The sequence below is a fragment of the Pseudomonas silesiensis genome (genome assembly GCF_001661075.1).
GTDB classification, from domain to species: Bacteria; Pseudomonadota; Gammaproteobacteria; order Pseudomonadales; family Pseudomonadaceae; genus Aquipseudomonas; species Aquipseudomonas silesiensis.
This window is the reverse complement of the sequence record NZ_CP014870.1, coordinates 1,694,887-1,718,989: the sequence shown is the minus strand read 5'-3', so window position 1 is coordinate 1,718,989 and position 24,103 is coordinate 1,694,887. Positions and strand designations below refer to the sequence as shown.

At 60.0% G+C, this 24,103-nt stretch carries 23 protein-coding genes; 20 read left to right on the top strand and 3 right to left on the bottom strand.

The genetic code is table 11. The features are described from left to right. Window positions 1-316 precede the first annotated feature (316 nt). The 3 genes from PMA3_RS07845 to PMA3_RS07835 all read left to right on the top strand — a co-directional run bounded on the left by PMA3_RS07845 (window position 317) and on the right by PMA3_RS07835 (window position 4,493). A complete protein-coding gene (locus PMA3_RS07845) occupies window positions 317-1,666 on the top strand; it encodes an NCS2 family permease (RefSeq protein WP_064676622.1) in 1,350 nt (449 codons plus the stop codon). A 65-nt stretch (window positions 1,667-1,731) separates the two neighbouring features. Then, window positions 1,732-2,361 (top strand): LysE family translocator, encoded by a 630-nt coding sequence (locus PMA3_RS07840; protein WP_064676621.1) that lies wholly within the window; start codon window positions 1,732-1,734, stop codon window positions 2,359-2,361. Between the two features lie 176 nt (window positions 2,362-2,537). Then, complete coding sequence (locus tag PMA3_RS07835; protein ID WP_064676620.1) at window positions 2,538-4,493, top strand: hypothetical protein; 1,956 nt, start codon at window positions 2,538-2,540, stop codon at window positions 4,491-4,493. Between the two features lie 184 nt (window positions 4,494-4,677). Here the strand turns inward: PMA3_RS07835 and uraH are convergent, their stop codons facing one another. After that, on the bottom strand, window positions 4,678-5,031 hold the full coding sequence (gene uraH / locus PMA3_RS07830) for a hydroxyisourate hydrolase (protein WP_010456673.1): 354 nt from the start codon (window positions 5,029-5,031) through the stop codon (window positions 4,678-4,680). 433 nt (window positions 5,032-5,464) lie between these two features. Here uraH and puuE point away from each other — a divergent pair, with 433 nt between their 5' ends. From puuE to PMA3_RS07790, 9 genes are all read left to right on the top strand, one after another. Continuing rightward, on the top strand, window positions 5,465-6,391 hold the full coding sequence (puuE, locus tag PMA3_RS07825) for an allantoinase PuuE (protein ID WP_064676619.1): 927 nt from the start codon (window positions 5,465-5,467) through the stop codon (window positions 6,389-6,391). After that, the gene (gene uraD / locus PMA3_RS07820) at window positions 6,388-6,903 is read left to right on the top strand and encodes a 2-oxo-4-hydroxy-4-carboxy-5-ureidoimidazoline decarboxylase (RefSeq protein ID WP_064676618.1); all 516 of its coding nucleotides are present in this window, start codon (window positions 6,388-6,390) and stop codon (window positions 6,901-6,903) included. The genes puuE and uraD overlap by 4 nt, the downstream gene beginning before the upstream one ends. A gap of 87 nt (window positions 6,904-6,990) precedes the next feature. Beyond that, window positions 6,991-7,986 carry an allantoicase gene (alc, locus tag PMA3_RS07815; protein ID WP_064676617.1) on the top strand — a complete coding sequence of 332 codons (996 nt, stop codon included), beginning with the start codon at window positions 6,991-6,993 and terminating at the stop codon, window positions 7,984-7,986. 113 nt (window positions 7,987-8,099) lie between these two features. After that, on the top strand, window positions 8,100-8,603 hold the full coding sequence (locus PMA3_RS07810) for an ureidoglycolate lyase (RefSeq protein ID WP_064676616.1): 504 nt from the start codon (window positions 8,100-8,102) through the stop codon (window positions 8,601-8,603). Between the two features lie 50 nt (window positions 8,604-8,653). Further along, window positions 8,654-9,958, top strand: a complete 1,305-nt coding sequence (locus tag PMA3_RS07805) for a urate hydroxylase PuuD (RefSeq protein WP_064676615.1) — start codon at window positions 8,654-8,656, stop codon at window positions 9,956-9,958. Between the two features lie 139 nt (window positions 9,959-10,097). Next, the gene (locus PMA3_RS07800; protein ID WP_064676614.1) at window positions 10,098-11,456 is read left to right on the top strand and encodes a nucleobase:cation symporter-2 family protein; all 1,359 of its coding nucleotides are present in this window, start codon (window positions 10,098-10,100) and stop codon (window positions 11,454-11,456) included. A gap of 163 nt (window positions 11,457-11,619) precedes the next feature. Next, window positions 11,620-12,405 (top strand): outer membrane protein OmpK, encoded by a 786-nt coding sequence (locus PMA3_RS07795; protein WP_064676613.1) that lies wholly within the window; start codon window positions 11,620-11,622, stop codon window positions 12,403-12,405. A gap of 1 nt (window position 12,406) precedes the next feature. Then, the gene (locus tag PMA3_RS32405) at window positions 12,407-12,784 is read left to right on the top strand and encodes a hypothetical protein (RefSeq protein ID WP_152032241.1); all 378 of its coding nucleotides are present in this window, start codon (window positions 12,407-12,409) and stop codon (window positions 12,782-12,784) included. Then, window positions 12,781-13,566, top strand: a complete 786-nt coding sequence (locus PMA3_RS07790; RefSeq protein WP_064676612.1) for an outer membrane protein OmpK — start codon at window positions 12,781-12,783, stop codon at window positions 13,564-13,566. The genes PMA3_RS32405 and PMA3_RS07790 overlap by 4 nt, the downstream gene beginning before the upstream one ends. A 144-nt stretch (window positions 13,567-13,710) precedes the next feature. Here the strand turns inward: PMA3_RS07790 and PMA3_RS07785 are convergent, their stop codons facing one another. Further along, window positions 13,711-14,883 (bottom strand): patatin-like phospholipase family protein, encoded by a 1,173-nt coding sequence (locus PMA3_RS07785; RefSeq protein ID WP_064676611.1) that lies wholly within the window; start codon window positions 14,881-14,883, stop codon window positions 13,711-13,713. Window positions 14,884-15,063: 180 nt separating this feature from the next. Then, on the bottom strand, window positions 15,064-15,996 hold the full coding sequence (locus PMA3_RS07780) for a lipid A biosynthesis lauroyl acyltransferase (protein WP_064676610.1): 933 nt from the start codon (window positions 15,994-15,996) through the stop codon (window positions 15,064-15,066). Window positions 15,997-16,113: 117 nt separating this feature from the next. Here PMA3_RS07780 and minC point away from each other — a divergent pair, with 117 nt between their 5' ends. From minC to PMA3_RS07745, 8 genes are all read left to right on the top strand, one after another. After that, window positions 16,114-16,851: a septum site-determining protein MinC gene (gene minC, locus PMA3_RS07775; protein WP_064676609.1), complete on the top strand. Its 738-nt coding sequence runs from the start codon at window positions 16,114-16,116 to the stop codon at window positions 16,849-16,851. Between the two features lie 201 nt (window positions 16,852-17,052). Then, window positions 17,053-17,865: a septum site-determining protein MinD gene (gene minD, locus PMA3_RS07770; RefSeq protein WP_064676608.1), complete on the top strand. Its 813-nt coding sequence runs from the start codon at window positions 17,053-17,055 to the stop codon at window positions 17,863-17,865. Continuing rightward, window positions 17,866-18,120: a cell division topological specificity factor MinE gene (minE, locus tag PMA3_RS07765; protein WP_007944431.1), complete on the top strand. Its 255-nt coding sequence runs from the start codon at window positions 17,866-17,868 to the stop codon at window positions 18,118-18,120. It abuts the gene before it with no gap. Between the two features lie 184 nt (window positions 18,121-18,304). Beyond that, window positions 18,305-18,940, top strand: coding sequence for an RluA family pseudouridine synthase (locus tag PMA3_RS07760; RefSeq protein WP_064676607.1), 636 nt, complete (start codon window positions 18,305-18,307; stop codon window positions 18,938-18,940). Window positions 18,941-18,973: 33 nt separating this feature from the next. Then, the gene (locus PMA3_RS07755; protein WP_064676606.1) at window positions 18,974-20,077 is read left to right on the top strand and encodes a hypothetical protein; all 1,104 of its coding nucleotides are present in this window, start codon (window positions 18,974-18,976) and stop codon (window positions 20,075-20,077) included. Between the two features lie 75 nt (window positions 20,078-20,152). Continuing rightward, the gene (locus PMA3_RS07750; RefSeq protein WP_064676605.1) at window positions 20,153-21,442 is read left to right on the top strand and encodes a M18 family aminopeptidase; all 1,290 of its coding nucleotides are present in this window, start codon (window positions 20,153-20,155) and stop codon (window positions 21,440-21,442) included. Between the two features lie 219 nt (window positions 21,443-21,661). Continuing rightward, the gene (locus PMA3_RS32785) at window positions 21,662-21,838 is read left to right on the top strand and encodes a hypothetical protein (protein WP_167355113.1); all 177 of its coding nucleotides are present in this window, start codon (window positions 21,662-21,664) and stop codon (window positions 21,836-21,838) included. A gap of 75 nt (window positions 21,839-21,913) precedes the next feature. After that, window positions 21,914-24,070: a mechanosensitive ion channel family protein gene (locus PMA3_RS07745; RefSeq protein WP_064676604.1), complete on the top strand. Its 2,157-nt coding sequence runs from the start codon at window positions 21,914-21,916 to the stop codon at window positions 24,068-24,070. Window positions 24,071-24,103 lie beyond the last annotated feature (33 nt).

Genomic DNA, 24,103 nt, shown 5'->3' with positions numbered 1-24,103 from the left:
CCCTCCCCTCAGGCCGCGCTCGCCGCCTGAACCTGACGCCCCGCCGCCCAAAATCTCCTTCCCCCCACGAACATCCTGTAGGAGCGACACCGGCTTGCCGGCGAACCCTGCCGAACGGCCATATATCCCAATCACCAAACTTTTCGTCTACAAAATCAAAAACATTATTTGCATTATTTGTATACAAAAGCATAATCCACTTCGTGCGAGATCTTGACCAGACGGTCAACAATTTTGCAAGCACCTCAAAGGGCCGCTGCCACCCTCATGGGTCCTGCCCTGGAAATAACAATAAAACTCTTGAGGAGTACTCGCTGTGGAAAGCCGCAAATCCGAAGCCCCGACCCTGGAACTCTCGCCGCCGATACGCAATGGCTGGCTGGAGCGCATCTTCAAACTCAGCTTGCATGGCACCACGGTGAAGACCGAGCTGATCGCCGGTCTGACGACCTTCATTACCATGGCCTACATAATCTTCGTCAACCCCAACATCATGGCCGATGCCGGGATCGATCACGGGGCGGCGTTCGTCGCCACCTGTATCGCCGCGGCGCTGGGCTGCCTGTTGATGGGCCTGTACGCCAACTGGCCGGTCGGCCTGGCGCCGGGGATGGGCCTGAACGCATTCTTCACTTACACCGTGGTCGGCACCATGGGCTACAACTGGGAAACCGCCCTTGGCGCGGTGTTCGTTTCCGGCGTGCTGTTCATGTTCCTGACCTTTTCGCGGATTCGCGAATGGCTGCTCAACAGCATCCCGGTGAGCTTGCGCTATGCCATGGGCGCCGGTGTGGGCTTGTTTTTGGGGCTGATCGGTCTGAAAACCGCCGGCATTGTCGTTGACAGCCCGGCCACCCTGATCAAGCTCGGCTCCCTGCGCGAACCCGGTCCGTTGCTGGCTGCCATCTGCTTCCTGATGATTGCCGTGCTCAGCTACCACAAGGTGTTCGGCGCGATCCTCATCAGCATCATCACCGTGACCCTGGCCGGTTGGGGCCTTGGGCTGGTGCACTACGAGGGCATCATGTCGGCCCCGCCGAGCCTGGCACCGACCTGGATGGCCATGGACGTCGCCGGCGTGTTTAACATCAGCATGATCAGCGTGGTGCTGGCGTTCCTGTTCGTGCACATGTTCGATACCGCCGGCACCTTGATGGGCGTGGCCCAGCGCGCCGGCCTGGTGAACGCCGACGGCAAGATCGAAAACCTCTCCCGCGCCCTGAAAGCCGACAGTGCTTCCAGCGTATTCGGTGCGGTGGTGGGTGTTCCACCCGTTACCAGCTACGTGGAAAGTGCCGCGGGTGTAGCGGCAGGTGGTCGGACTGGTCTTACCGCCGTGACCGTAGGTGTGTTATTTATTGCAGCCATGTTTTTCGCCCCGTTGGCGGGCATGATCCCCGCTTATGCCACCGCCGGTGCCCTGATCTATGTGGCCATGTTGATGATGGGCGGCATGGCGCACATCGAATGGGACGAGGCGACCGACAGCATTCCGGCGATCGTGACCGCCATCATGATGCCTTTGACCTTCTCGGTCGCCGACGGCATCGCGCTGGGTTTTATCACCTATGTGGTACTGAAAGCCTGTACCGGTAAGCACAAGGAAATTTCCATCAGTCTGTGGGTGCTCTGCGCGATCTTCATCGCCAAGTTCGTTTTCTTGTAAAGGGCAAACGCATTGAACCAGCCTCACCCCGTCGGGTGAGGCTTTTGTGCAAATGGAGGAAAGTGATGAGTCTGGAAACCTGGCTGCTGTTCAGCGGCGCTGCGCTGGTGGTAATCCTGATCCCGGGGCCACTGTCTTTGCTGATGATCAGCAACAGTCTGAATTACGGTTTGCGCCGTTCGTACCCGGCGTTCCTGGGGGGCGTGCTGGCGTCGATCTGCTTGCTCAGTGCTTCGGCGCTGGGCCTGGGTGCGTTGTTGCTCGCCTCGGAACAGCTGTTCAGCGCCCTGAAGATCGTCGGCGCGCTGTACCTGTTCTACCTTGCCTGGCAGAGCTGGCAGCAATCGCGCCTGCCCTCGGTGGGCGCGGAAGTTCCCCAGGCTGCACCCGTGCCGCGTTTCCGTGCGCTGTTCGGGCGCGCGTTTATGTTAGGTGCCAGCAATCCGAAAGACATCCTCTTCTTCGCCGCGTTCCTGCCGCAGTTCTTGAGTGCCGAGCAGCCGTTCCTGCCGCAGTTGCTGGTGATGATTGCAACCTGGACCGTACTGGATCTGCTGTGCAAGCTGGCTTATGGACTGGGGGCACAGGGCGCGGCGCGGTATCTGCGCAGCGGCAAGGGGCAAAGCTGGTTCAACCGGATCAGTGCCGGGTTGTTCGGCGGTGCGGGGGCCGCTTCCTTGCTCAGTAGCCACTGACACTTATTGTATCCGTAACTCCAGTTCCCCCTGCCCTGCAGCCCTCCTGATCCGAATCACTCAGGAGGGCCTCATATCAATTTAATCGCAGCTAGACATATATACCGCACGCCAGTGAACTTACTTCATCAACATTCACTTTCAGAAGCAAGCATCGTGCGATTACACGACTTGCAATGCTGACCACGTCGCTCTTTGGCCTGTTTGCCAGGGTCAAAGCGTTAAATCAGTACTTCTTCAGAGTGAAATCAATGGCCAAGCCCCCCAAAATAGTTCCTGGTTCCAATTCCACCGGTCTGCCCTCTACCCCTGCAAGACCGGCGACGGCGGATAACTCGACCCTCGCAGACCTGTTCAATATCGGTATCCCTGGCACGCATGTGCAAGGCGCCGATATGGCAACGGGCACGCATTTATCAGCTGTTTCGCCAGGCGCAGGCACTCATCAGCCATCCGTCCTGGTGAGCGATATACCGGGCACAGGGCCCAGTTCGGTGGGAGCCTACCTCAGATCGATTACCTGGCCTGCGGATCAGACTCATCTGTTGCGTCCCATCGGAAACGATACCGGGCTTTTCGCAAGTTCGGACGGCAAGACCTACGCCAACCTTGGAGAAGAAGGCCATGTGCTGGTCGTGCCCAGGTACCAGGTTCCCTTGCCCGACGCATCAGGTGTGCCAGGCCCGTTTCTGACGAAAGTCGAAGGTCAAACGCTTTGGCGCATCGAACTTCCTTACTGGCTCTCGGTAGGACTTGGTGCAAATACCCAAGCTCAGGCGGGTGCTGTAGCCGGGAGGCCATCACCGCCCACATTCGTTCCTCCACACCTTGCCAGCCTGCTGACAAAAGCGGAAAGCTCCGAGGATGGAATCCGTTACGACAAGCACAAAAGATCCTATGTCGATATGCAAGAAGGCACCGTCCTGGTTCGCAAGAACGGAGACGGCCACTATCAGGTGAGTTCTCTCAGTGAGTTGATCCCGTCCGGTGCACTGCTCGAACGGATTCCCGGAACGAAACTTTGGCGACCTGTAATAAAGACTGTCGCCGAGCCTGGTGAGGCTGCTCCCGGCCCGAGCAAACGTCCGCACCCGGATGAAGAAAGCAGCCGCTCCGCCGATACAGACATCATTGCCGACGACCTTCTTTCGAATGAATCGATCGCGCTGGATCTTTCCTACGGCCAGTGGAGAAACTGGGGGAAAAGCACTCAGCCTCAATCAGGTCAATCCATAGAAATAGACGGGCTTCACTATCCCATTGTGCCTCAAGTCATGCAGCCAGAGACTCGTCTGGTCTATCTGGAACATCCGGGATTCTCGCCGGCGCGATATGACGCTTTCGAACGGATGCTGTTGGACAATCCATCGCTTCAACCAAAATGGGTCATTAAAAAGGATGACCAGTGGAAGGTTGTGGAAAAACGCCTTCCGTTTGAAATGTCCCTGTCGCAATACGTCGGCAGCACCTTCAGGTATTTGTCGGATCATTCAGCAAGCACGGTCGCAAGAGCAGTGTTCGATCAATCCAGTCAGTTCGCAGCCATCGACGCGCATGGGCTCGCGCTGATGGGTCGGACATTTCACCACTGGGTAGATAGAACCAGCGTCGATGCGCCCCGTCGAGAGTTGGCCGACCCGTTGATGATGCTCCCAGTGCTGCCCACGACCCTCAGCGGCACCGACGCCATCATTTCACTGCCCACGCCATCGGCTGCATTGCAGCGACTCGACTTTGATCCAGCACGTATCCCTCAAGCATGGGGTGATTATTTGGCGAATGCGCCCGGCACCAGTCTTCGAAGCCTGTTCAGCACTGTTTTGGAAGATAACGGCTATAGCGTGAATCGTACGACACGCCTGCTCAGCGAGGACGCGTTGCTGTTTCACCGGGAAGGTCTTGATGCTGTATTCGTGTTGAGGTTCCCCGCCACTTCACTCCTGGGAAACATGAAACGCCCCGTTGTGCCCGGCTCCGAACTGAGCGATCCGGCGTACAGGGCCAGAATTGGCGAAACGCAGTGGCAGGAACTGGCCAGGCATCTTGACCTGGACAAAGTCATCTACTTGCTGGGCGGCACTCAACCAAGGGGCCCAGATCAAACCACCCTCTTCATTGTCAGGGAAAGTTGACGCCGCGTCCCCGGCGCCCCTTGCCTGTGAAGGCTGGCAGGCCCGCTTGACGTTCTCATGGATCCCCGTGAGAACGACACCCCCTGCGCCTTGCGTGGCAAAAAAAAGCCCGCAGTGTGAGCGGGCGAAAGACCAAAGAAGCTATATGCGCAGTCGCTTCCAGGTTGAGGCAGCTGCTTGGGGATCAGCTGCCGCGGTACGTGGAATAGCTGTAGGGCGAGATCAGCAGCGGCACATGGTAGTGATCCTGCTCGGCAGAGATGCCAAACCGCAGCACCACTACATCCAGAAACGCCGGCTCCGGAAGCTGCACGCCACGGGCGCGGTAGTAATCGCCCGCATGAAACTGAACCTGATAGACCCCGGAGCGGTAGTCATCGCCTTGCAGCAGCGGTGCATCGACACGGCCATCGCTGTTGGTAATCGCGCTGGCGACCAGTTCCAGCTGCGAGCCTTCAACGCGGTACAGCTCGACCTTGATCGAGCTGCCCGGGCAACCGTGTGCAGCGTCCAAAACGTGTGTAGTCAAACGTCCCATTGATTCTGCGCGCCTGGCCGCCCAGGGCAGTCAGGCCTCGCGCCTCCCGAAGTCAGTTGAAAAGGAGACCGCACCGGTTCGGAGCACGAAACGCTGCGGCGAGGGATTGATTAAGACACTTTTCAAAAAAATTGTACACAATAAAAACGACATTTTTCCCGCCACCCCCGCCATCCGGGGATTCCCGACGAATTAGTCCGCGCACCATGAATCAAAAGGACCTCCTATCCATTAGCTGACCGATCAGGCAGGTTTCTTGCTAGTTTCTTGCTGGAAGGAGCCAGGATGACCGTTAGCGAAAAATGCGAAAAAACAGGCTTACAATATGGACATAAAGTTGTATACAATCAGTCCATCGCTGTGACACCAGCCTGTCACCCCAACACCAGGGCTGTCACACAACCTGTCAACACGAACAAGAAGGAAGACTGCAGTGAGCGCTGACTATCCACGCGACCTGATCGGTTACGGCAGTAACCCTCCTCACCCACACTGGCCGGGCAACGCCCGTATCGCCCTGTCCTTCGTGCTCAATTACGAGGAAGGTGGCGAGCGCAATATCCTGCACGGCGACAAGGAATCCGAAGCCTTCCTGTCGGAAATGGTCTCGGCGCAGCCCCTGCAAGGCGCTCGCAACATGAGCATGGAATCCCTGTACGAGTATGGCAGCCGTGCCGGCGTCTGGCGGATTTTGAAACTGTTCAAGGAATTCGACATCCCGCTGACCATCTTCGCCGTGGCCATGGCCGCGCAGCGCCACCCGGATGTGATCCGTGCCATGGTCGATGCCGGCCACGAGATCTGCAGCCACGGCTATCGCTGGATCGACTACCAGTACATGGACGAAGCCCAGGAACGCGAGCACATGCTCGAGGCGATCCGCGTGCTCACCGAAATCACTGGCGAGCGGCCACTGGGCTGGTACACCGGCCGCACCGGGCCCAATACCCGTCGACTGGTGATGGAAGAAGGCGGTTTCCTCTACGACTGCGACACCTACGACGACGACCTGCCCTACTGGGAACCGAACAACCCGACCGGCAAACCGCACCTGGTGATCCCGTACACCCTGGACACCAATGACATGCGCTTCACCCAGGTCCAGGGTTTCAACAAGGGCGACGATTTCTTCGAGTACCTGAAAGATGCGTTCGACGTGCTGTACGCCGAAGGCGCCGAAGCACCGAAAATGCTGTCGATCGGCCTGCACTGCCGTCTGATCGGCCGTCCGGCGCGCCTGGCCGCGCTCAAGCGTTTTATCGAATACGCTAAAAGTCATGAACAGGTGTGGTTCAGCCGGCGCGTCGACATCGCTCGCCACTGGCATGAAACCCACCCGTATCAAGGGGCCGCGAAATGAGCCAGTTCCAAACCCTGAAGCCCTCGACCCTGAGCCGCGACGCCTTTGTCGCTGCTTTCGCCGACATCTACGAACATTCGCCATGGGTGGCCGAGAAGGCCTTCGACCTGGGCCAGGACGCTTCGATCGATGAGATCGAAACCCTGCACCAGCGCATGAGCGACATCCTGTTGAGCGCCGATCACGCCAGTCAGCTGGCACTGATCAACGCTCACCCGGACCTGGCAGGCCGTGCGGCCGTCCAGGGCCAGCTGACCGCGGCCAGCACTGAAGAACAGTCTGGCGCGGGTATTCACCAATGCACGGCCGAAGAGTTTTCTCGCTTCACCGAGCTGAACGAAGCCTACAAAGCCAAGTTCAAGTTTCCCTTCATCATGGCGGTAAAAGGCAGCAACCGGCATCAGATCCTCGCAGCGTTCGAAACGCGCATCCACAACCCGGTCGACACCGAGTTCAAATGCGCGCTGGCGGAGATCAACAAGATCGCCCTGTTCCGATTACTGACCCTATAGCAAGCCTGGCCCGACGTTGATGAACGCAAATGACGCCCCGGGCCCTGCAAGCATCCCAAGCCAACTTATTAAAGGCAGACAAGAAGAATGAAAGCTTACGCCGTACCTTTCGAGAAGTTCGTCAACCTGGCCGACGCCCGCCTGGGCACCAAGATCATCTCGGTCACCGATGACTGGTTCGCTGATGCAAACCGTCTGTTCCAGCCGACCCCGGCCGTGTGGAAGGAGGGCGTGTTCGATGACAACGGCAAGTGGATGGACGGCTGGGAGTCGCGCCGCAAGCGCTTCGAAGGTTACGACAGCGCAGTGATCCGCCTGGGCGTACCGGGCTCGATCAAAGGCGTGGACATCGACACTTCATTCTTCACCGGCAACTTCCCGCCATCGGCCTCACTGGAAGCCTGCTTCCTCGCTTCGGGCGAGCCGGACGACAACACCCAGTGGACTGAAGTGCTGCCCGCGGTCGAGTTGCAGGGCAACAGCCACCACTACCACGAAATCAGCAACGACCAGGCCTTCAGCCACCTGCGTTTCAACATCTACCCGGATGGCGGCGTGGCCCGTCTGCGTGTGTACGGCATTCCGTTCCGCGACTGGTCCGCTGTCGGCGACAACGAGCAAGTCGACCTGGCTGCAGCCCTCAACGGTGGCCGCGCCCTCGCCTGCTCCGACGAACACTTCGGCCGCATGAGCAACATCCTCAACCCGGGCCGCGGCATCAACATGGGCGACGGCTGGGAAACCGCACGTCGCCGTACCCCTGGCAATGACTGGGTGATCGTCGCGCTGGGGCATGCCGGCGAGATCGAGAAAGTCATCGTCGACACCCTGCACTTCAAGGGCAACTACCCGGACACCTGCTCGATCCAAGGCGCGTTCGTCAAGGGCGGCACCGACAGCCAGATCGAAACCCAATCGCTGTTCTGGCGCGAACTGCTGCCGGCGCAGAAACTGGAAATGCACGCCGAACACACCTTCGCCGAGCAGATCAAGGCACTGGGGCCGATCACCCACATCCGCCTGAATGTATTCCCGGATGGTGGTGTGAGCCGCCTGCGCGTATTGGGTAAGGTCGCTAAATAAGCGCGCCGCTCGCGGGCAAGCCTCGCTCCTACAGGTATCACCGACCGTAGGAGCGAGGCTTGCCCGCGAAGACGCCAGAACAAACAACATTGAATTCGGAAAAGAAGACCAGCATGCGCACATTGACGATTGAACCGCTGACCAAAGAAGCCTTCGCCCCTTTCGGTGACGTGATCGAAACCGACGGCAGCGATCACTTCATGATCAACAACGGTTCGACGATGCGCTTTCACAAACTGGCGACGGTGGAAACCGCCACGCCAGAGGACAACGCGATCATCAGCATCTTCCGCGCCGACGTGCAGGACATGCCGCTGACCGTCTGCATGCTGGAGCGTCACCCGCTGGGCAGCCAGGCTTTCATTCCGCTGCTCGGCAACCCTTTTCTGATCGTGGTCGCGCCACTTGGCGATGAACCTGTATCAGGCTTGGTCCGCGCCTTCGTCACCAACGGCAGGCAGGGCATTAATTACCATCGCGGCGTCTGGCACCACCCGGTGCTGACGATCGAAAAGCGGGATGACTTCCTGGTGGTTGATCGCAGTGGCACAGGCAATAACTGCGATGAGCATTTTTTCAAAGAGGATGAGCGTTTGATCCTTGCCCCCCACCAATAAGAGAAGGTCTGATCACTCGACAACAGAGTGACAGGCGAGAGGTAAAGACTGTGGAAGCACATCTGTTGGAATGGCTGAACCTGAGCGTGCGCTGGGTTCACATGATTACTGGCGTGGCCTGGATCGGTGCGTCGTTCTATTTCGTCTGGCTGGAGAACAACCTCAACCGGGTCAACCCGAAAAGCGGCCTGGCCGGCGATTTGTGGGCGATCCATGGCGGCGGTATCTATCACCTGGAAAAATACAAGCTGGCCCCACCCACCATGCCGGACAACCTGCACTGGTTCAAATGGGAAGCCTACTTCACCTGGCTGTCGGGGATCGCGCTGCTGTGCGTGGTGTTCTACTCCAACCCGACCCTGTACCTGCTCGCTCCGGGCAGCAGCCTGACCGGCCCTGAAGGTGTTCTGCTGGGCATCGGTTCGTTGTTCGTCGGCTGGTTCGTCTACTCCTTCCTCTGCGACTCGGCCCTGGGTAAACGCCCTGCCCTGCTCGGTTTCATCCTGTTCGTGCTGATCATTGGCGCCGCCTACGGCTTCAGCAAGGTGTTCAGCGGTCGTGGTGCCTACCTGCACGTCGGCGCGATCATCGGCACCATCATGGTCGGCAACGTGTTCCGCATCATCATGCCGGCGCAACGGGCACTGGTGGCGGCGATCGCCGAGAACCGCACGCCCGATCCGGCGCTGCCGGCCAAAGGCCTGCTGCGTTCGCGTCACAACAACTACTTCACCTTGCCGGTGCTGTTCATCATGATCAGCAACCACTTCCCGAGCACCTATGGCAGCCAGTACAACTGGCTGATCCTGGCCGGGATCGCGGTGCTGGCGGTGTTGGTGCGTCACTACTTCAACACCCGTCACGACAGCCACAAATATGCCTGGACCCTGCCCGTGGCAGCGGTGGGCATGATTTGCCTGGCTTATGTGTCCGGTCCGAAGCCGATGTCCAGCGCGCCTGAAGTGGCCAACGCCCCAGCGAAGATCCAATACCAGCCTCTGCCGGAAACAGCAGTGGGCGGTGGTTTGAAACCGGCAGAAGCAAAACCCGCAGAAGCGCCTGCCACCGCACCGGCGCAAGCGTCCAACGCAGGTCCTGGCTTTGACAAGGTGCACAACGTGATTCAGGAACGCTGCACGGTCTGTCATTCGGCCAAACCGACCAGCCCGCTGTTCAGTGCGGCACCGGCGGGCGTGATGTTCGATACCCCCGAGCAGATCCGTCAGAACGCTGCGCGGATCCAGGCGCAAGCCGTCACCAGTCAGATCATGCCGCTGGGCAACATCACCCAGATGACCCAGCAGGAACGTGACCTGATTGGTGCGTGGATTGTGCAGGGTGCTCCGACTCAATAATCGCTGAAAGCTTCGCGGGCAAGCCTCGCTCCTACGGATATGCAGTGTCCCTGTAGGAGCGAGGCTTGCCCGCGAACGGCCGCAACGCGGTCTACCTGTTGCAAATAATCACAAGAATAAAAAAGATCCGAGGTGTTGCATGTCCGAGCTATCCGAAGCCCGCATCCCCGACGCACCCGCCATTCAGCGTTTGCCCCTTTTGCAACTGATCCTGGTCGGCCTGCAACACGTCTTGCTGATGTACGGCGGAGCCATCGCCGTGCCGCTGATCATCGGACAGGCCGCTGGCCTGAGTCGTGAAGAAATCGCCTTCCTGATCAACGCCGACCTGCTGGTCGCCGGGATCGCCACCATCGTCCAATCGCTGGGCATCGGCCCAATGGGCATCCGCATGCCGGTGATGATGGGCGCCAGTTTCGCGGCTGTCGGCAGCATGGTGGCGATGGCCGGCATGCCGGGCATCGGCATGCAGGGGATCTTCGGCGCGACCATCGCCGCCGGGTTCTTCGGCATGCTCATCGCGCCGTTCATGTCCAAGGTCGTCCGCTTCTTCCCGCCGCTGGTGACCGGCACGGTCATTACCTCGATCGGTTTGTCGCTGTTCCCCGTGGCGGTGAACTGGGCCGGTGGCGGCGCTGGCGCCGCACAATTCGGCTCGCCGATTTACCTCGCCATCGCCGCCCTGGTGCTGGCCACCATTCTGCTGGTTCATCGCTTCATGCGCGGTTTCTGGGTCAACATTTCCGTGCTGATCGGCATGTGCCTGGGCTACGTGATCTGCGGCTTGATCGGCATGGTCGACCTCAGCGGCATGGCCCAGGCGCCGTGGCTGCAAATCGTCACCCCCCTGCATTTCGGCATGCCGAAGTTCGAGCTCGCGCCGATTCTTTCCATGTGCCTGGTGGTGGTGATCATCTTCGTCGAGTCCACCGGGATGTTCCTTGCGCTGGGCAAGATCACCGGCCAGGAAGTCTGCCCGCGTATGCTGCGTCGCGGTTTGCTCTGCGATGCCGGCGCCTCGTTCTTCGCCGGGTTCTTCAACACCTTCACCCACTCCTCCTTCGCCCAGAATATCGGCCTGGTGCAGATGACGGGCGTGCGTTGCCGCTCGGTGACGATCGTTGCCGGCGGTTTGCTGGTGGTGCTGAGCCTGCTGCCGAAAGCGGCCTTCCTGGTGGCGTCGATTCCACCGGCGGTATTGGGCGGTGCAGCCATCGCGATGTTCGGCATGGTCGCCGCCACCGGCATCAAGATTCTTCAGGAAGCCGACATCGGTGACCGTCGCAACCAGTTGCTGGTGGCGGTCAGCATCGGCATGGGGTTGATCCCGGTGGTGCGCCCGGAATTCTTCGCGCACCTGCCGTTGTGGATGAGCCCGATTACCCACAGCGGCATCGCGATGGCGACCTTGAGTGCGCTGGCGCTGAACCTGCTGTTCAACATCCTCGGCGGCGCCGAACGCGCGGCCATCAACGATTGCCACGCGCACCCGCATTGACCCGGTAACGCCGCCCCCCCCTGTGGGAGCCGGCTTGCCGGCGAAGGCGGTGTGTCAGACAACATAGATGGTGAAAGTTGCGGCCTCTTCGCTGGCACGCCAGCTCCTACAGAGGTCAGTGGCTGCCTGCGCCTCAAACAATAAAAACAAGAGGGAGCAACAGATGATTCGGACACAGACAAACATGGTGTTGTGCGGCGGTCTTCTGGTCGCCAGTCAGGCCATGGCCGGCGATTTACTGCTGTGGCAAACCAACAGCCTGAGCTACCTGTATGGCAAGGACTTCGCGGTCAATCCGTCGATCCAGCAAACGGTGACGTTCGAGCATGCCGACCGCTGGAAGTACGGCGACAATTTCCTGTTCGTCGACAGCACGTATTACAACGGCGAGAAGGATCGAAACAAAGGCGTTCACGCCTATTACGGCGAGTTCAGTCCGCGCCTCTCCTTCGGCAAAATCCTTGACCGCCGCGTCGAATTCGGCCCGATCAAGGACGTGTTGCTGGCCATGACCTACGAGAATGGCGAAGACGACACCGAGGCCTATCTGATCGGCCCCGGTTTCGACCTCGCGGTACCGGGCTTCAACTTTTTCACCTTGAACTTCTACTATCGCCAGACCGAAGGCTCGCGTCCCGGCGACGATGTCTGGCAGATCACGCCGGCCTGGTCCTACTCCCTGCCATTGGGCAACTCGAACCTGTTGATCGACGGCTACATCGACTGGGTCGTGGATAACGACCAGAACTCACATGGCACTTATCACGCCAACCTGCACTTCAACCCGCAGATCAAGTACGACCTGGGCAAGGCCATGGGCTGGCGGGAGAAACAGGTGTACGTCGGCGTCGAATACAGCTATTGGAAAGACAAATACGGCATCGAAAACAACGGCAACTTCGACACCAATGAGAACACCACCAGCCTGCTGGTGAAGGTGCACTTTTAAGATGACCCGCAACCGTGCCCCCGTCCTGTCATCGGTGCGCTGTTGCGGGGCACTTGAGACCTGGCCAAGGAGTCAGTATTCTCCGCCGCCGCCCGAATCCGCTTTAAAAAAAAGCCCGGATTTAATTCCTGACCAGAAAGCCAACTTATCCCGGCTCTGGACGGTATCAAGGCATTCCACCCCCCCTCTCAATCGACTGTTCTCGAACAGCCGAGCGGGAGTTTTTTTGCTTGTCGAACGCCTTGGCCCAGCGCTGTGCAACAGCACCGAAGCTGACCGATTGGATGAATTTTTACAGTTAAAGAAAAAGGCGCCAAACCAGAGCGCCGACCTTAGAAAAATAACGTGGAACACCAACTTTTTGGGAGCAACCGAATGAAACGTACGTGCACTAGCCTGATGCTCGCGGGATCCTTGCTGGCCGGTGGCCAGGCCATGGCCGCCGACCTGCTGCAATGGCAGAACAACAGCCTGACCTATCTGTATGGCAAGGACTTCCAGGTCAACCCGCGCATCCAGCAGACCGTCACCTTCGAACATGCCGACGCCTGGACCTATGGGGATAACTTTTTCTTCGTCGACAAGATCTTCTACAACGGTGAAAAAGACTTCAACGCCGGCCCGAACACCTATTACGGTGAGTTCCAGCCGCGCATTTCCCTGGGCAAGGTCCTCGACCAGAAAATCGAATTCGGCCCGATCAAAGACGTCCTGCTGGCCATGACCTACGAGTTCGGTGAAGGCGATACCGAGTCGTACCTGATCGGTCCGGGTTTCGACCTGGCCATCCCGGGCTTCGATTACTTCCAGCTGAACTTCTATCAGCGCCACACCGAAGGCAGCCGTGCGGGCGACAACGTCTGGCAGATCACGCCGGTGTGGTCCTACACCATTCCGGTCGGCGATTCGAACATCCTGATCGATGGTTTCATGGACTGGGTGGTGGATAACGACTCGAATTCCAAAGGCGACTACCACGCCAACCTGCACTTCAACCCGCAGGTTAAATATGACTTGGGCAAGGCGCTGAATTTTGGTGAGAAGCAGTTGTATGTGGGTGTGGAGTATGACTATTGGTCGGATAAGTATGGGATCAAGGATAGCCAGGTGTTCAAGACCGATCAGAGCACCACGAGCTTTTTGGTGAAGCTCCACTTCTGATTCAGTGGCGTTAGTGAGGACGCCATCGCGGGCAAGCCCGCTCCCACAGGGTTTTGAGTCGTTCACCTGATTGGCGAACGACACAACACCTGTGGGAGCGGGCTTGCTCCGGGCGGCGTTCCGACGATGGCCGCACTGCCGATTTCAAGCGGGAACCACAGATTCCGCCAACCCGAGAAACCGGGACAACTCACCCCGCTTGGCCAACGCATCCCGCCGCCCCAGTTCAATCAACTCGCTGCAATACCCCGCCTCGAACAGCAGATAACTCAACACCCCCGCCCCGCTGGTCTTGGTCGCCCCCGGCCCGCGCAGAAACAGGCGCAGTGCCGCCGGCAATTCCTGGCGATGGCGCGCGGCAATTTCATCGATCGGCTGGCTCGGTGAAATCACCAGCACCTCCACCGGCGCCACGCCGAGCGCACGGGTCGGTGTGCCGTCGGGCAACAGATGACCGAACTGATTCAGACGCTGCAGCAACTCGATGTCGCTTTCCAGACTGTCGATGAACGTGCTGTTGAGCATGTGCCCGCCAATCTGCGCCAGGGTCGGCTGCTGACCGGTGTAGGCGCGTTGCAGCGGCTGCTGCGGGTCGACACCGCGGGGGTTGCCGCTGACGCCCACCACCAGCACCCGGCTGGCACCCAGGTGCAGGGCCGGGCTGATCGGTGCCGACTGGCGTACCGCGCCATCGCCGAAATACTCTTCGCCGATTTTTACCGGAGCGAAGAGCAAGGGAATGGCGGAACTCGCCAGCAGATGTTCGACCGTCAATTGGGTCGGCACGCCGATTCGTCGATGGCGCAACCAGGCGTCGATGGTGCCGCCGCCCTGATAAAACGTGACGGCCTGACCGGACTCGTAACCGAACGCGGTCACCGCCACTGCCTGCAGCTGCTTCTGCGCAATGGCTTGGTCAATCCCGGTCATGTTCAATTTGTCGTTAAGCAACCCGCGCAGCGGAGAACTGTTGAGCAGGGCCACCGGAACCTGGGCGCCGATGCCCATCAGGTTGTGACTGACAAAACGGCTGGCCTGATGGATCACACCGGGCCAGTCACTGCGCAATACCAGGTGACTGCGAAAGCCCTGCCAGAACGCGGTAAGCGCTTCGATGGCGCCGCGAAAATCCATCGCCCCACTGGCCAGGCTGACCGCGTTGATCGCCCCGGCCGACGTGCCGACGATTACCGGAAACGGATTGCTGGCACCCACCGGCAGCAGTTCGGCAATCGCCGCCAGCACACCGACCTGATAGGCCGCCCGGGCCCCGCCACCGGAAAGAATCAAGCCTGTGACCGGTTCAGCAGGACTCATGGCAATCTCCATCGTGCTGGATCGGATGTCATTGCTCCAATCCTGCCTAATACAATACCTGTAGGAGCGAGCTTGCTCGCGAAGGTCGTCAACGATGACGTTCGCAGCCTGACACCCCGCGGTGCTCTCAAGTTTTTCGCGAGCAATCGAGCGTCGACCGGCTGCTCCTACAGGGGTCGATCAACCGCGTTTCGCGTACAGCTTGGGCTCGCCCGGCGGTCGGCTCTTGAAGCGGCGATGGGCCCACAGGTATTGCTGCGGACATTCGCGCAACACGCCTTCGACCCACTGATTGATGCGAATGCAATCGGCTTCTTCGCTCTCGCCGGGGAAACCCTCGAGCGGCGCATGGATCACCAGTCGATAACCGCTGCCGTCCGCCAGGCGCTCCTGGGTGAACGGCACCACCAGCGACTTGCCCAGCCGGGCAAACTTGCTGGTGGCGGTGACGGTCGCGGCCTGAATGCCGAACAGCGGCACGAAGATACTTTGTTTGGCGCCGTAGTCCTGGTCCGGTGCGTACCAGATGGCCCGGCCGGCCCGCAGCAGTTTGAGCATGCCCCGCACGTCGTCGCGCTCCACCGCCAGCGAGTCGAGGTTGTGCCGCTCGCGACCACGACGCTGGATATAGTCGAACAACGGATTCTTGTGCTCGCGGTACATGCCGTCGATGGTGTGTTGCTGGCCGAGCAACGCCGCGCCGATTTCCAGCGTGGTGAAATGCACGGCCATCAGGATCACGCCCTTGCCTTCGCGCTGGGCCTTTTGCAAGTGCTCCAGCCCTTCGACATGGGCCAGTTTCGCCAGGCGTTCCCGCGACCACCACCAGCTCATGGCCATCTCGAAGAAGGCGATGCCGGTGGAGGCGAAGTTATCCTTGAGCAGGCGCTTGCGCTCGGCGGCGGTTTTTTCTGGGAAACACAGCTCCAGATTGCGCTTGGCAATGCGCCGTCTGTCGCCGGCCACTCGATACATCAATGCACCCAGGGCGCGACCGATTGCCAGCAATGCCGGGTACGGCAACTGGACAATCAGCCACAACAGCCCCAGCCCGCACCACAGCGGCCAGAAACGCGGAGAAATAAATGCTGTTCGAAAACGCGGACGATCCATTAAAGCTTCCGTCAAGACAGTGGCCGCGCATTCTACATCGTTCGACCCGGCTTGCGGCCCGCGGGCGTTCTCGTTATAAGTCTCGGCACTTTTAGTGACAAGCCGTTGTATGCCGACATGAGCAAAATCGATCCGCTAGACCAAGATCCCGTGTTCCAGTTGAAGGGCAGCATGCTTGCCATCACGGTGCTGGAACTGGCCCGTAACGACCTCGAGAACCTCGATCGGCAACTGGCCGCCAAGGTGGCCCAGGCGCCCAACTTCTTCAGTAACGCGCCGTTGGTGCTGGCCCTGGACAAACTGCCGCCCCACGAAGGCGCCGTCGATCTGCCAGGCCTGATGCGCATTTGCCGCCAGCACGGCCTGCGCACCCTGGCGATCCGCGCCAGCCGAATCGAGGACATCGCCGCCGCCATCGCGGTCGACCTCCCGGTGCTGCCACCGTCCGGTGCCCGGGAACGTGCGCTGGACCCGCACGAAGGCGAGGTAAAGAAAAAACCGGAAAAACCGCCGGAGCCAACGATCAAGCCGACCAAGATCATCACGTCGCCCGTACGCGGTGGCCAGCAGATTTATGCCCAGGGTTGCGATCTGGTAGTGGTCTCGTCGGTCAGTCCCGGGGCGGAACTTCTCGCCGATGGGAACATCCATGTATACGGCCCGATGCGTGGTCGTGTATTGGCCGGGGTCAAAGGCGACACCAAAGCCAGGATTTTCTGCCAGCAGATGAGCGCTGAACTAGTCTCCATTGCAGGTCACTACAAAGTTTCGGAGGATCTGCGTCGCGACCCTTTGTGGGGATCGGGCGTGCAGGTCAGCCTGTCGGGCGATGTGTTGAACATCATTCGGCTTTAACGGATACTGCCGCATTTTCCAAGCATCTCTAAAACGCAGCGAAAACGGCTCAAACGAAGTAGGAAAAAGGCTACAAGTAGTGTTTACCGCAAGTAAGTGCCGCTCTGAACCGGATTCCAGCCAAGGCTGTCCGACTGCAGTAGTTTTTCAAGAGATGTTTTTCAGGGGCTAAATGTCCTTTTTCCTTAGGGGTGAAACACCTTGGCCAAGATTCTCGTGGTTACATCCGGCAAGGGTGGTGTGGGTAAGACCACCACCAGCGCCGCTATCGGTACCGGCCTCGCTCTGCGTGGTCACAAAACAGTCATCGTCGACTTCGACGTCGGCCTGCGTAACCTCGACCTGATCATGGGTTGCGAGCGTCGCGTGGTGTATGACTTCGTCAACGTGGTGAACGGCGAAGCCAACCTGCAGCAAGCCCTGATCAAGGACAAGCGCCTTGAGAACCTCTACGTCCTGGCCGCCAGTCAGACCCGCGACAAAGACGCGCTGACTGTCGAAGGCGTGGAAAAAGTCCTGATGGCGCTCAAGGCAGACTTCGAATTCGTCGTCTGCGATTCCCCGGCCGGCATCGAGAAAGGTGCTCACCTGGCGATGTATTTCGCCGATGAAGCGATCATCGTGACCAACCCGGAAGTGTCCTCGGTACGTGACTCGGACCGCATGCTTGGCCTGCTGGCCAGCAAGTCGCGACGCGCTGAAAACGGCGAAGAGCCGATCAAGGAACACTTGTTGTTGACCCGTTACAACCCACAACGGGTCAGTGACGGCGAAATGCTCGGCGTCGAAGACGTCAAGGAAATCCTGGCGGTCGCCCTGCTGGGTGTCATTCCGGAATCCCAGGCGGTACTCAAGGCTTCCAACTCCGGCGTGCCGGTGATTCTCGACGATCAGAGCGACGCCGGCCAGGCGTACAGCGATGCGGTCGATCGCCTGCTGGGTAAAACCGTGGAACATCGCTTCCTCGATGTCACGAAGAAGGGATTCTTCGAGCGCTTGTTTGGAGGTAGGTAAATGAACATTTTTGACTTCTTTCGTGCCAACAAGAAGCCAAGTACCGCCTCGGTAGCGAAAGAGCGTCTACAGATCATCGTGGCGCATGAACGCGGCCAGCGCAGTACGCCGGATTACTTGCCAGCCTTGCAGAAGGAACTGGTGGAAGTGATCCGCAAGTACGTCAATATCGGGTCCGATGACGTGCACGTCGCTCTGGAAAACCAGGGCAGCTGCTCGATCCTGGAACTCAATATCACCCTGCCGGATCGCTGAGTCGATCCGAAAGGAGCCACGGCGGCTCAGACTTTCCCGCATTCCGTAGGAGCGAAGCTTGCTCGCGAAGCCGGCAACCCGGTCTACCTGATAGACCGAGGTGATGCTTTCGCGAGCAAGCTTCGCTCCTACGGGGTGCCAAGGGGTCTGAGCCGCCGTTGGCGTTTGTTACGAGGCTGTTTTAATGCCGCTGTCCAACATCCGCATCATCCATCAGGACGCCGCCGTATTGGTGGTGGATAAACCGACCCTGCTGCTTTCCGTCCCTGGCCGGGCCGACGACAACAAGGACTGCCTGATTACCCGCCTGCAAGAAAACGGCTACCCGGAAGCGCGAATCGTCCATCGACTGGATTGGGAAACGTCCGGCATTATTCTGCTGGCCCGTGATCCGGACACTCATCGCGAGCTGTCTCGGCAATTTCACGACCGCGAAACCGAAAAAGCCTACACCGCATTGTGCTGGGGCCAACCGGCACTCGACAGCGGCAGCATCGATCTGCCCCTGCGTTACGACCCGCCGACCAAACCACGCCACGTGGTGGACCATGAGTTCGGCAAGCATGCCCTGACCTTCTGGCGCGTGCTGGAACGTTGCGGCGACTGGTGCCGCGTCGAACTGACACCGATCACCGGCCGCTCCCATCAACTGCGCGTGCACATGCTGTCCATCGGTCATCCGCTGTTGGGTGACGGGCTCTATGCGCATGAACAGGCCCTGGCCGCCTGGCCGCGCCTGTGCCTGCACGCCAGCATGCTCAGCTTCACCCATCCGCAAACCGGCGAACGCTTGCGCTTCGAATGCCCGGCACCGTTTTAAGCACACCGCTTCAGAGAAAGGATAGTTATCCGGATGAGTTGTACCGATTTCCTGGCGATACCCGTCGAAAAAACCCGACACCAGTTGCTTTACCTGATCTACGGCGACCATGAGGTGTATCGGCGGGAAGCCAAGTTCAGCATTTTGACCGCGCTGTCCCACGCCAGGAACGGCAAGTTGCCGAGCATCAGAATCCTCACGGATCGTCCGCAGGACTATGCCGGCTGGCCAGTGGAAACCGTCACCCTGACCCAGGAAACCCTGACCCTGTGGCAAGGCGCAAACGGCTACCACCATCGCCGCAAGGCCTGCGCGATTGCCTATGGGCTGACGCTGGCGCAAAAGACCTTGTTCATCGACACCGACACCTTGTTCCTGCGCGACCCGATGCAGATCCTTGATCGGATTGAACCGGGGCACTACCTGATGGACCGGTTCGAATACCACTGGAAAAACGTCCACGAACGCCCCGACTACAGGAAGCTCGGCGGTTGCCTGCGCGCCCGGGGCGTCACCGCGGATAACGGTTTCAAGCTATTCAACAGCGGCGTGTGCGGCGTGACTGATCACGACACGGCGATGTTTGAAGCGTCCATCCAGTCCATCGACGAATGGACCCGCGACGGCTTCGACATTCACACCATCGAGCAGATCGCCCTGTCGTTCGCCCTGCACGGCAAACCTGTACGTGAAACCAAAAAGCACATCTATCACTACTTTGCCGATAAACGCTTTTTCCACGCGATGCAGGCGCTTTTCTTCACTCGGCATGGCGAGGCATTCAGTCAGAACCTGGTCGAACTGTGCCGTGGTGTACCGCGGGCGAAACCCTTTCCTTCGGCCTGGCAGCGGCTGAAAATAAAATGGAAGTTGCGCCACCAGCGCGGCCCGCTGAGAAAGGTCGGGCGCGATCTGCTGTACGGCAGCGCGGCACCCGATCACCCGTACTACACGGCTTGCCGCCACGAGTGGTGGGAAAGTGCCTCGCGGGAGGTTCTTCGTTGGGACCGCAGCCGTCAGAAAAAGCTGCTGGAGACGAAGCAGGGCTGGCCTGCGCAACTGCCCCGGCCGGAAAAGCCCGAGGATGAGCGGATCATCATGAAGTACCTGATAAATCGGCTCGAGGCGGCGAGCTGACGTGAGCGGTTCACGTCATGCCCAAAGCCCCCGACCAATACGTTAAACTGGCTCCACTGCTGTCTGGAGCTATTTATGCGCGAAGAGTTGAACCAAGGCCTGATCGACTTCCTCAAGGCCTCCCCTACCCCCTTTCATGCCACCGCCAGCCTTGTTCAACGCCTGGAAGCGGCCGGCTTCCAACGCCTGGACGAGCGCGAGCCCTGGACCACCGAAGCCCATGGGCGTTACTACGTCACCCGTAACGACTCTTCGATCGTTGCGATCAAGATGGGCCGTCACTCGCCGCTGCACGGCGGGATTCGCCTGGTCGGCGCCCACACCGACAGCCCATGCCTGCGGGTCAAGCCCCAGCCGGAACTGCAACGCCAGGGCTTCTGGCAACTGGGCGTGGAAGTGTATGGCGGCGCACTGCTGGCGCCGTGGTTCGATCGCGATCTGTCGCTGGCCGGTCGCGTGACCTTTCGCCGCGACGGCAAGGTCGAGAGTCAGCTGGTCGACTTCAAGGCTCCGATCGCCACGATCCCGAACCTGGCCATTCACCTCAATCGCGAAGCCAATATGGGTTGGGCCATCAACGCCCAGACCGAGCTGCCACCGATCCTCGCGCAATTTGCCGGTGACGAACGGGTCGACTTCCGCGCCGTGCTCACCGACCAGCTTGCCCGGGAACACGGGCTGAACGCCGACGTGGTGCTGGATTACGAGCTGAGCTTCTACGACACCCAGAGCGCCGCGATCATTGGCCTGCATGGCGACTTCATCGCCGGTGCGCGCCTGGACAACCTGCTGTCATGCTACGCCGGCCTGCAAGCCTTGCTGACGACCGAGACCGACGAAACCTGCGTGCTGGTGTGCAATGATCACGAAGAAGTGGGCTCCAGCTCCGCTTGCGGTGCCGATGGCCCGATGCTCGAGCAAACCCTGCGTCGCCTGTTGCCCGAGGGTGATGAATTCGTACGGACCATTCAGAAATCCCTGCTGGTCTCGGCCGACAATGCCCACGGCGTGCACCCCAACTACGCCGACAAGCACGACGCCAACCACGGCCCGAAACTCAATGCCGGCCCGGTGATCAAGGTCAACAGCAACCAGCGCTACGCCACCAACAGCGAAACCGCCGGGTTCTTCCGCCACTTGTGCATGGCCGAAGAAGTGCCGGTGCAGAGCTTCGTGGTGCGCAGCGACATGGGCTGCGGCTCGACCATCGGCCCGATCACCGCCAGCCACCTGGGCGTGCGCACCGTCGACATCGGCTTGCCGACGTTCGCCATGCACTCGATCCGCGAGCTGTGCGGCAGCCATGACCTGGCGCACCTGGTCAAGGTGCTGGGCGCGTTCTACGCCTGCCGCGAGTTGCCGTAACCGCCCATGACCCTTGTAGGAGCGAGCTTGCTCCGGGCGGTGTTCCGACGAAGAACCTGAGAGCGCCACGGGGTGTCAGGTTTCAAGCGTTATCGTTCACGTCCATCGCGAGCAAGCTCGCTCCTACAGGGATTTGCGTAAACCTGCAGGAGCAAGCTCGCTCCTACAGTTGAAAAGCCACCTAGACTTCAATCATCCTTCCCGACAAGGCCGTCGCCCATGATCACGATGTCTTCGTTCCACGCCATGCTGATCCCGATTCTTGCCGGGATGATCATGCTGGCAATCGGCTTCAATTTCCGCGACAAGAACCTCGGCGTGTTCGCGATGTGGATCGGCATGCTGACGATCCTCGCCACCGTGGTGTTCAAGATCCTCGCCAAACTCAACGAATAAATCCTCACCCGGCTCGCATTGATTTTGACGGGCTCGTACACTCGGTCGATCCGCTCATCCGAGGTTGACCGCCTAGTGTTCGCTCGTCTTTTTGCTCTGCCTTCCCTTTTACTCGTCTGCCTGATGACGCTGCTGCCGCTGGTCCCTGCCCAGGCGGTCGGCTTGCCGGGCTTGCTCGGCGGCTCGGCGAAAGCCCAGCCCGAGGCGCAAGAACCCCTGGGCCAGTCCCTGGACGAAGTCATCAAGTCGCTGGAGAACGATCAGCAACGGACCCAGTTGCTGACCGACCTGAAAAAGCTGCGCGATGCTACCCTCAAAGCCCAGCCCGCTACTGAAGAAGGCGTTCTGGGCCTGATCGGCGGCACCCTGGCCAACTTCGAAAAACAGTTCTCCGGCGCCGACAGTCCGCTCACGCGCTGGACCCAAGAGTTCGAACTGGCCGAGGATGAACTGGCGGCGCTGCTGTTGCCGGCCAATGAATGGCTGCCGATCATCTTTGCCTTCGCCATGATCCTGATGATCTGGAGCCTGCTGGCCGCCGCGCTGATCTGGCTCGGGCACCGGGTGCGGATGCGCTTCGGCCTGACCGAAGAACTGCCGCAACACCCCAGGGCCCTGGACATGCTGCGCTTTGCCCTGCGCAAACTCGGGCCGTGGCTGATTGCCTTGGTGATCACGGTGTACATGAGCTACGCGCTGCCCTCGTCGCTGGGCAAAAGCCTGGCCATGGTGCTGGCCTATGCGCTGGTGGTCGGTACTTGTTTCTCGGCGATCTGCGTGATCGCGTTTTCCGTGCTCGACGGCCCGCACCGCCACCGCGCCTTGTACATCCTGCGCCATCAGGCCTTTCGGCCGCTGTGGCTGATCGGCAGCTTCGCCGCCTTCGGTGAAGCCCTGAGTGACCCGCGACTGGTCGCCAGCCTCGGCACTCACCTGGCGCATACCGCCGCGACGATCGCCAACGTGCTGGCGGCGCTGTCCACCGGCTTGTTCATCCTGCGGTTCCGCCGCCCGATCGCTCATCTGATCCGCAACCAACCGCTGTCCCGACGCCTGACCCGACGCGCCCTGAGCGACACCATCGATATTCTCGGCACCTTCTGGTACGTGCCGGCGCTGGTGCTGGTCGCCATCTCCCTGTTCGCCACGTTCGTCTCGGCCGGCGACACCAGCACGGCATTGCGTCAGTCGCTGATCTGCACCGTGCTGCTGGTGTTGTGCATGGTCATCAACGGGCTGGTGCGCCGCCATTCCCTCAAGCCCCAGCGCAGCGCCAAGCGTCATGCGCTGTACTCCGATCGCCTGAAAAGCTTCTTCTACACCCTCGCCCATCTGCTGGTGTGGCTGGTATTCATCGAGCTCGGCCTGCGGGTCTGGGGGCTGTCGTTCATCGCCTTCACTGAGGGCGAAGGCCATGAAATCAGCGTCAAACTGTTCAGCCTCGGCGGCACGCTGATTTTTGCCTGGCTGATCTGGATTCTCAGCGACACCGCCGTGCACCACGCCCTCACCCGCTCGCGCAAAGGCCTGGCCAATGCCCGCGCGCAGACGATGATGCCGCTGATCCGCAACGTGCTGTTCGTGGCCATTTTCATCATCGCGCTGATCGTCGCCCTGGCCAACATGGGCATGAACGTCACACCGCTGCTGGCCGGTGCCGGGGTGATCGGCCTGGCCATCGGTTTCGGTGCCCAGTCGCTGGTCGCCGACCTGATCACCGGGCTGTTCATCATCATCGAAGACTCCCTGGCCATCGACGACTACGTGGACGTCGGCGGCCACCTGGGCACCGTCGAAGGCCTGACCATCCGCACCGTGCGCCTGCGGGACATCGACGGCATCGTCCACACCATTCCGTTCAGCGAAATCAAAAGCATCAAGAACTACTCCCGGGAGTTCGGCTACGCGATCTTCCGGGTGGCGGTGCCGTCCAACATGGACATCGATAACGCGATCAAACTGATGCGCGACGTCGGGCAGAAGATGCGCAACGATCCGCTGCAACGGCGCAATATATGGTCGCCCCTGGAGATCCAGGGCGTCGAGAGCTTCGAGTCGGGCAACGCGATCCTGCGCGCCCGCTTCAAGACCGCACCGATCAAGCAGTGGGAGGTTTCCCGGGCGTTCAACCTGTCCCTCAAGCGCCATCTGGATGAGGCCGGGCTCGATCTGGCAACGCCACGCATGAGCGTGCAAGTGATCACGGCCGGTGGCGGCCAGGTTCAGGAATAGCACTTGAGAGCGGTTATCGAGTCATAGGCACTG

What these genes read in the sequence shown, in the direction of transcription:
- PMA3_RS07785 (WP_064676611.1), bottom strand. Translation starts at nt 14,883, where the DNA reads ATGAGTCCTGCTGAACCGGTCACAGGCTTGATTCTTTCCGGTGGCGGG.
- minC (WP_064676609.1), top strand. Translation starts at nt 16,114, where the DNA reads ATGAGCAAAATCGATCCGCTAGACCAAGATCCCGTGTTCCAGTTGAAG.
- PMA3_RS07750 (WP_064676605.1), top strand. Translation starts at nt 20,153, where the DNA reads ATGCGCGAAGAGTTGAACCAAGGCCTGATCGACTTCCTCAAGGCCTCC.
- PMA3_RS07790 (WP_064676612.1), top strand. Translation starts at nt 12,781, where the DNA reads ATGAAACGTACGTGCACTAGCCTGATGCTCGCGGGATCCTTGCTGGCC.
- PMA3_RS07760 (WP_064676607.1), top strand. Translation starts at nt 18,305, where the DNA reads ATGCCGCTGTCCAACATCCGCATCATCCATCAGGACGCCGCCGTATTG.
- uraD (WP_064676618.1), top strand. Translation starts at nt 6,388, where the DNA reads ATGAGCCAGTTCCAAACCCTGAAGCCCTCGACCCTGAGCCGCGACGCC.
- PMA3_RS32785 (WP_167355113.1), top strand. Translation starts at nt 21,662, where the DNA reads ATGATCACGATGTCTTCGTTCCACGCCATGCTGATCCCGATTCTTGCC.
- PMA3_RS07835 (WP_064676620.1), top strand. Translation starts at nt 2,538, where the DNA reads ATGCTGACCACGTCGCTCTTTGGCCTGTTTGCCAGGGTCAAAGCGTTA.
- minE (WP_007944431.1), top strand. Translation starts at nt 17,866, where the DNA reads ATGAACATTTTTGACTTCTTTCGTGCCAACAAGAAGCCAAGTACCGCC.
- PMA3_RS32405 (WP_152032241.1), top strand. Translation starts at nt 12,407, where the DNA reads ATGACCCGCAACCGTGCCCCCGTCCTGTCATCGGTGCGCTGTTGCGGG.
- PMA3_RS07840 (WP_064676621.1), top strand. Translation starts at nt 1,732, where the DNA reads ATGAGTCTGGAAACCTGGCTGCTGTTCAGCGGCGCTGCGCTGGTGGTA.
- PMA3_RS07810 (WP_064676616.1), top strand. Translation starts at nt 8,100, where the DNA reads ATGCGCACATTGACGATTGAACCGCTGACCAAAGAAGCCTTCGCCCCT.
- alc (WP_064676617.1), top strand. Translation starts at nt 6,991, where the DNA reads ATGAAAGCTTACGCCGTACCTTTCGAGAAGTTCGTCAACCTGGCCGAC.
- PMA3_RS07800 (WP_064676614.1), top strand. Translation starts at nt 10,098, where the DNA reads ATGTCCGAGCTATCCGAAGCCCGCATCCCCGACGCACCCGCCATTCAG.
- PMA3_RS07755 (WP_064676606.1), top strand. Translation starts at nt 18,974, where the DNA reads ATGAGTTGTACCGATTTCCTGGCGATACCCGTCGAAAAAACCCGACAC.
- PMA3_RS07780 (WP_064676610.1), bottom strand. Translation starts at nt 15,996, where the DNA reads ATGGATCGTCCGCGTTTTCGAACAGCATTTATTTCTCCGCGTTTCTGG.
- PMA3_RS07795 (WP_064676613.1), top strand. Translation starts at nt 11,620, where the DNA reads ATGATTCGGACACAGACAAACATGGTGTTGTGCGGCGGTCTTCTGGTC.
- uraH (WP_010456673.1), bottom strand. Translation starts at nt 5,031, where the DNA reads ATGGGACGTTTGACTACACACGTTTTGGACGCTGCACACGGTTGCCCG.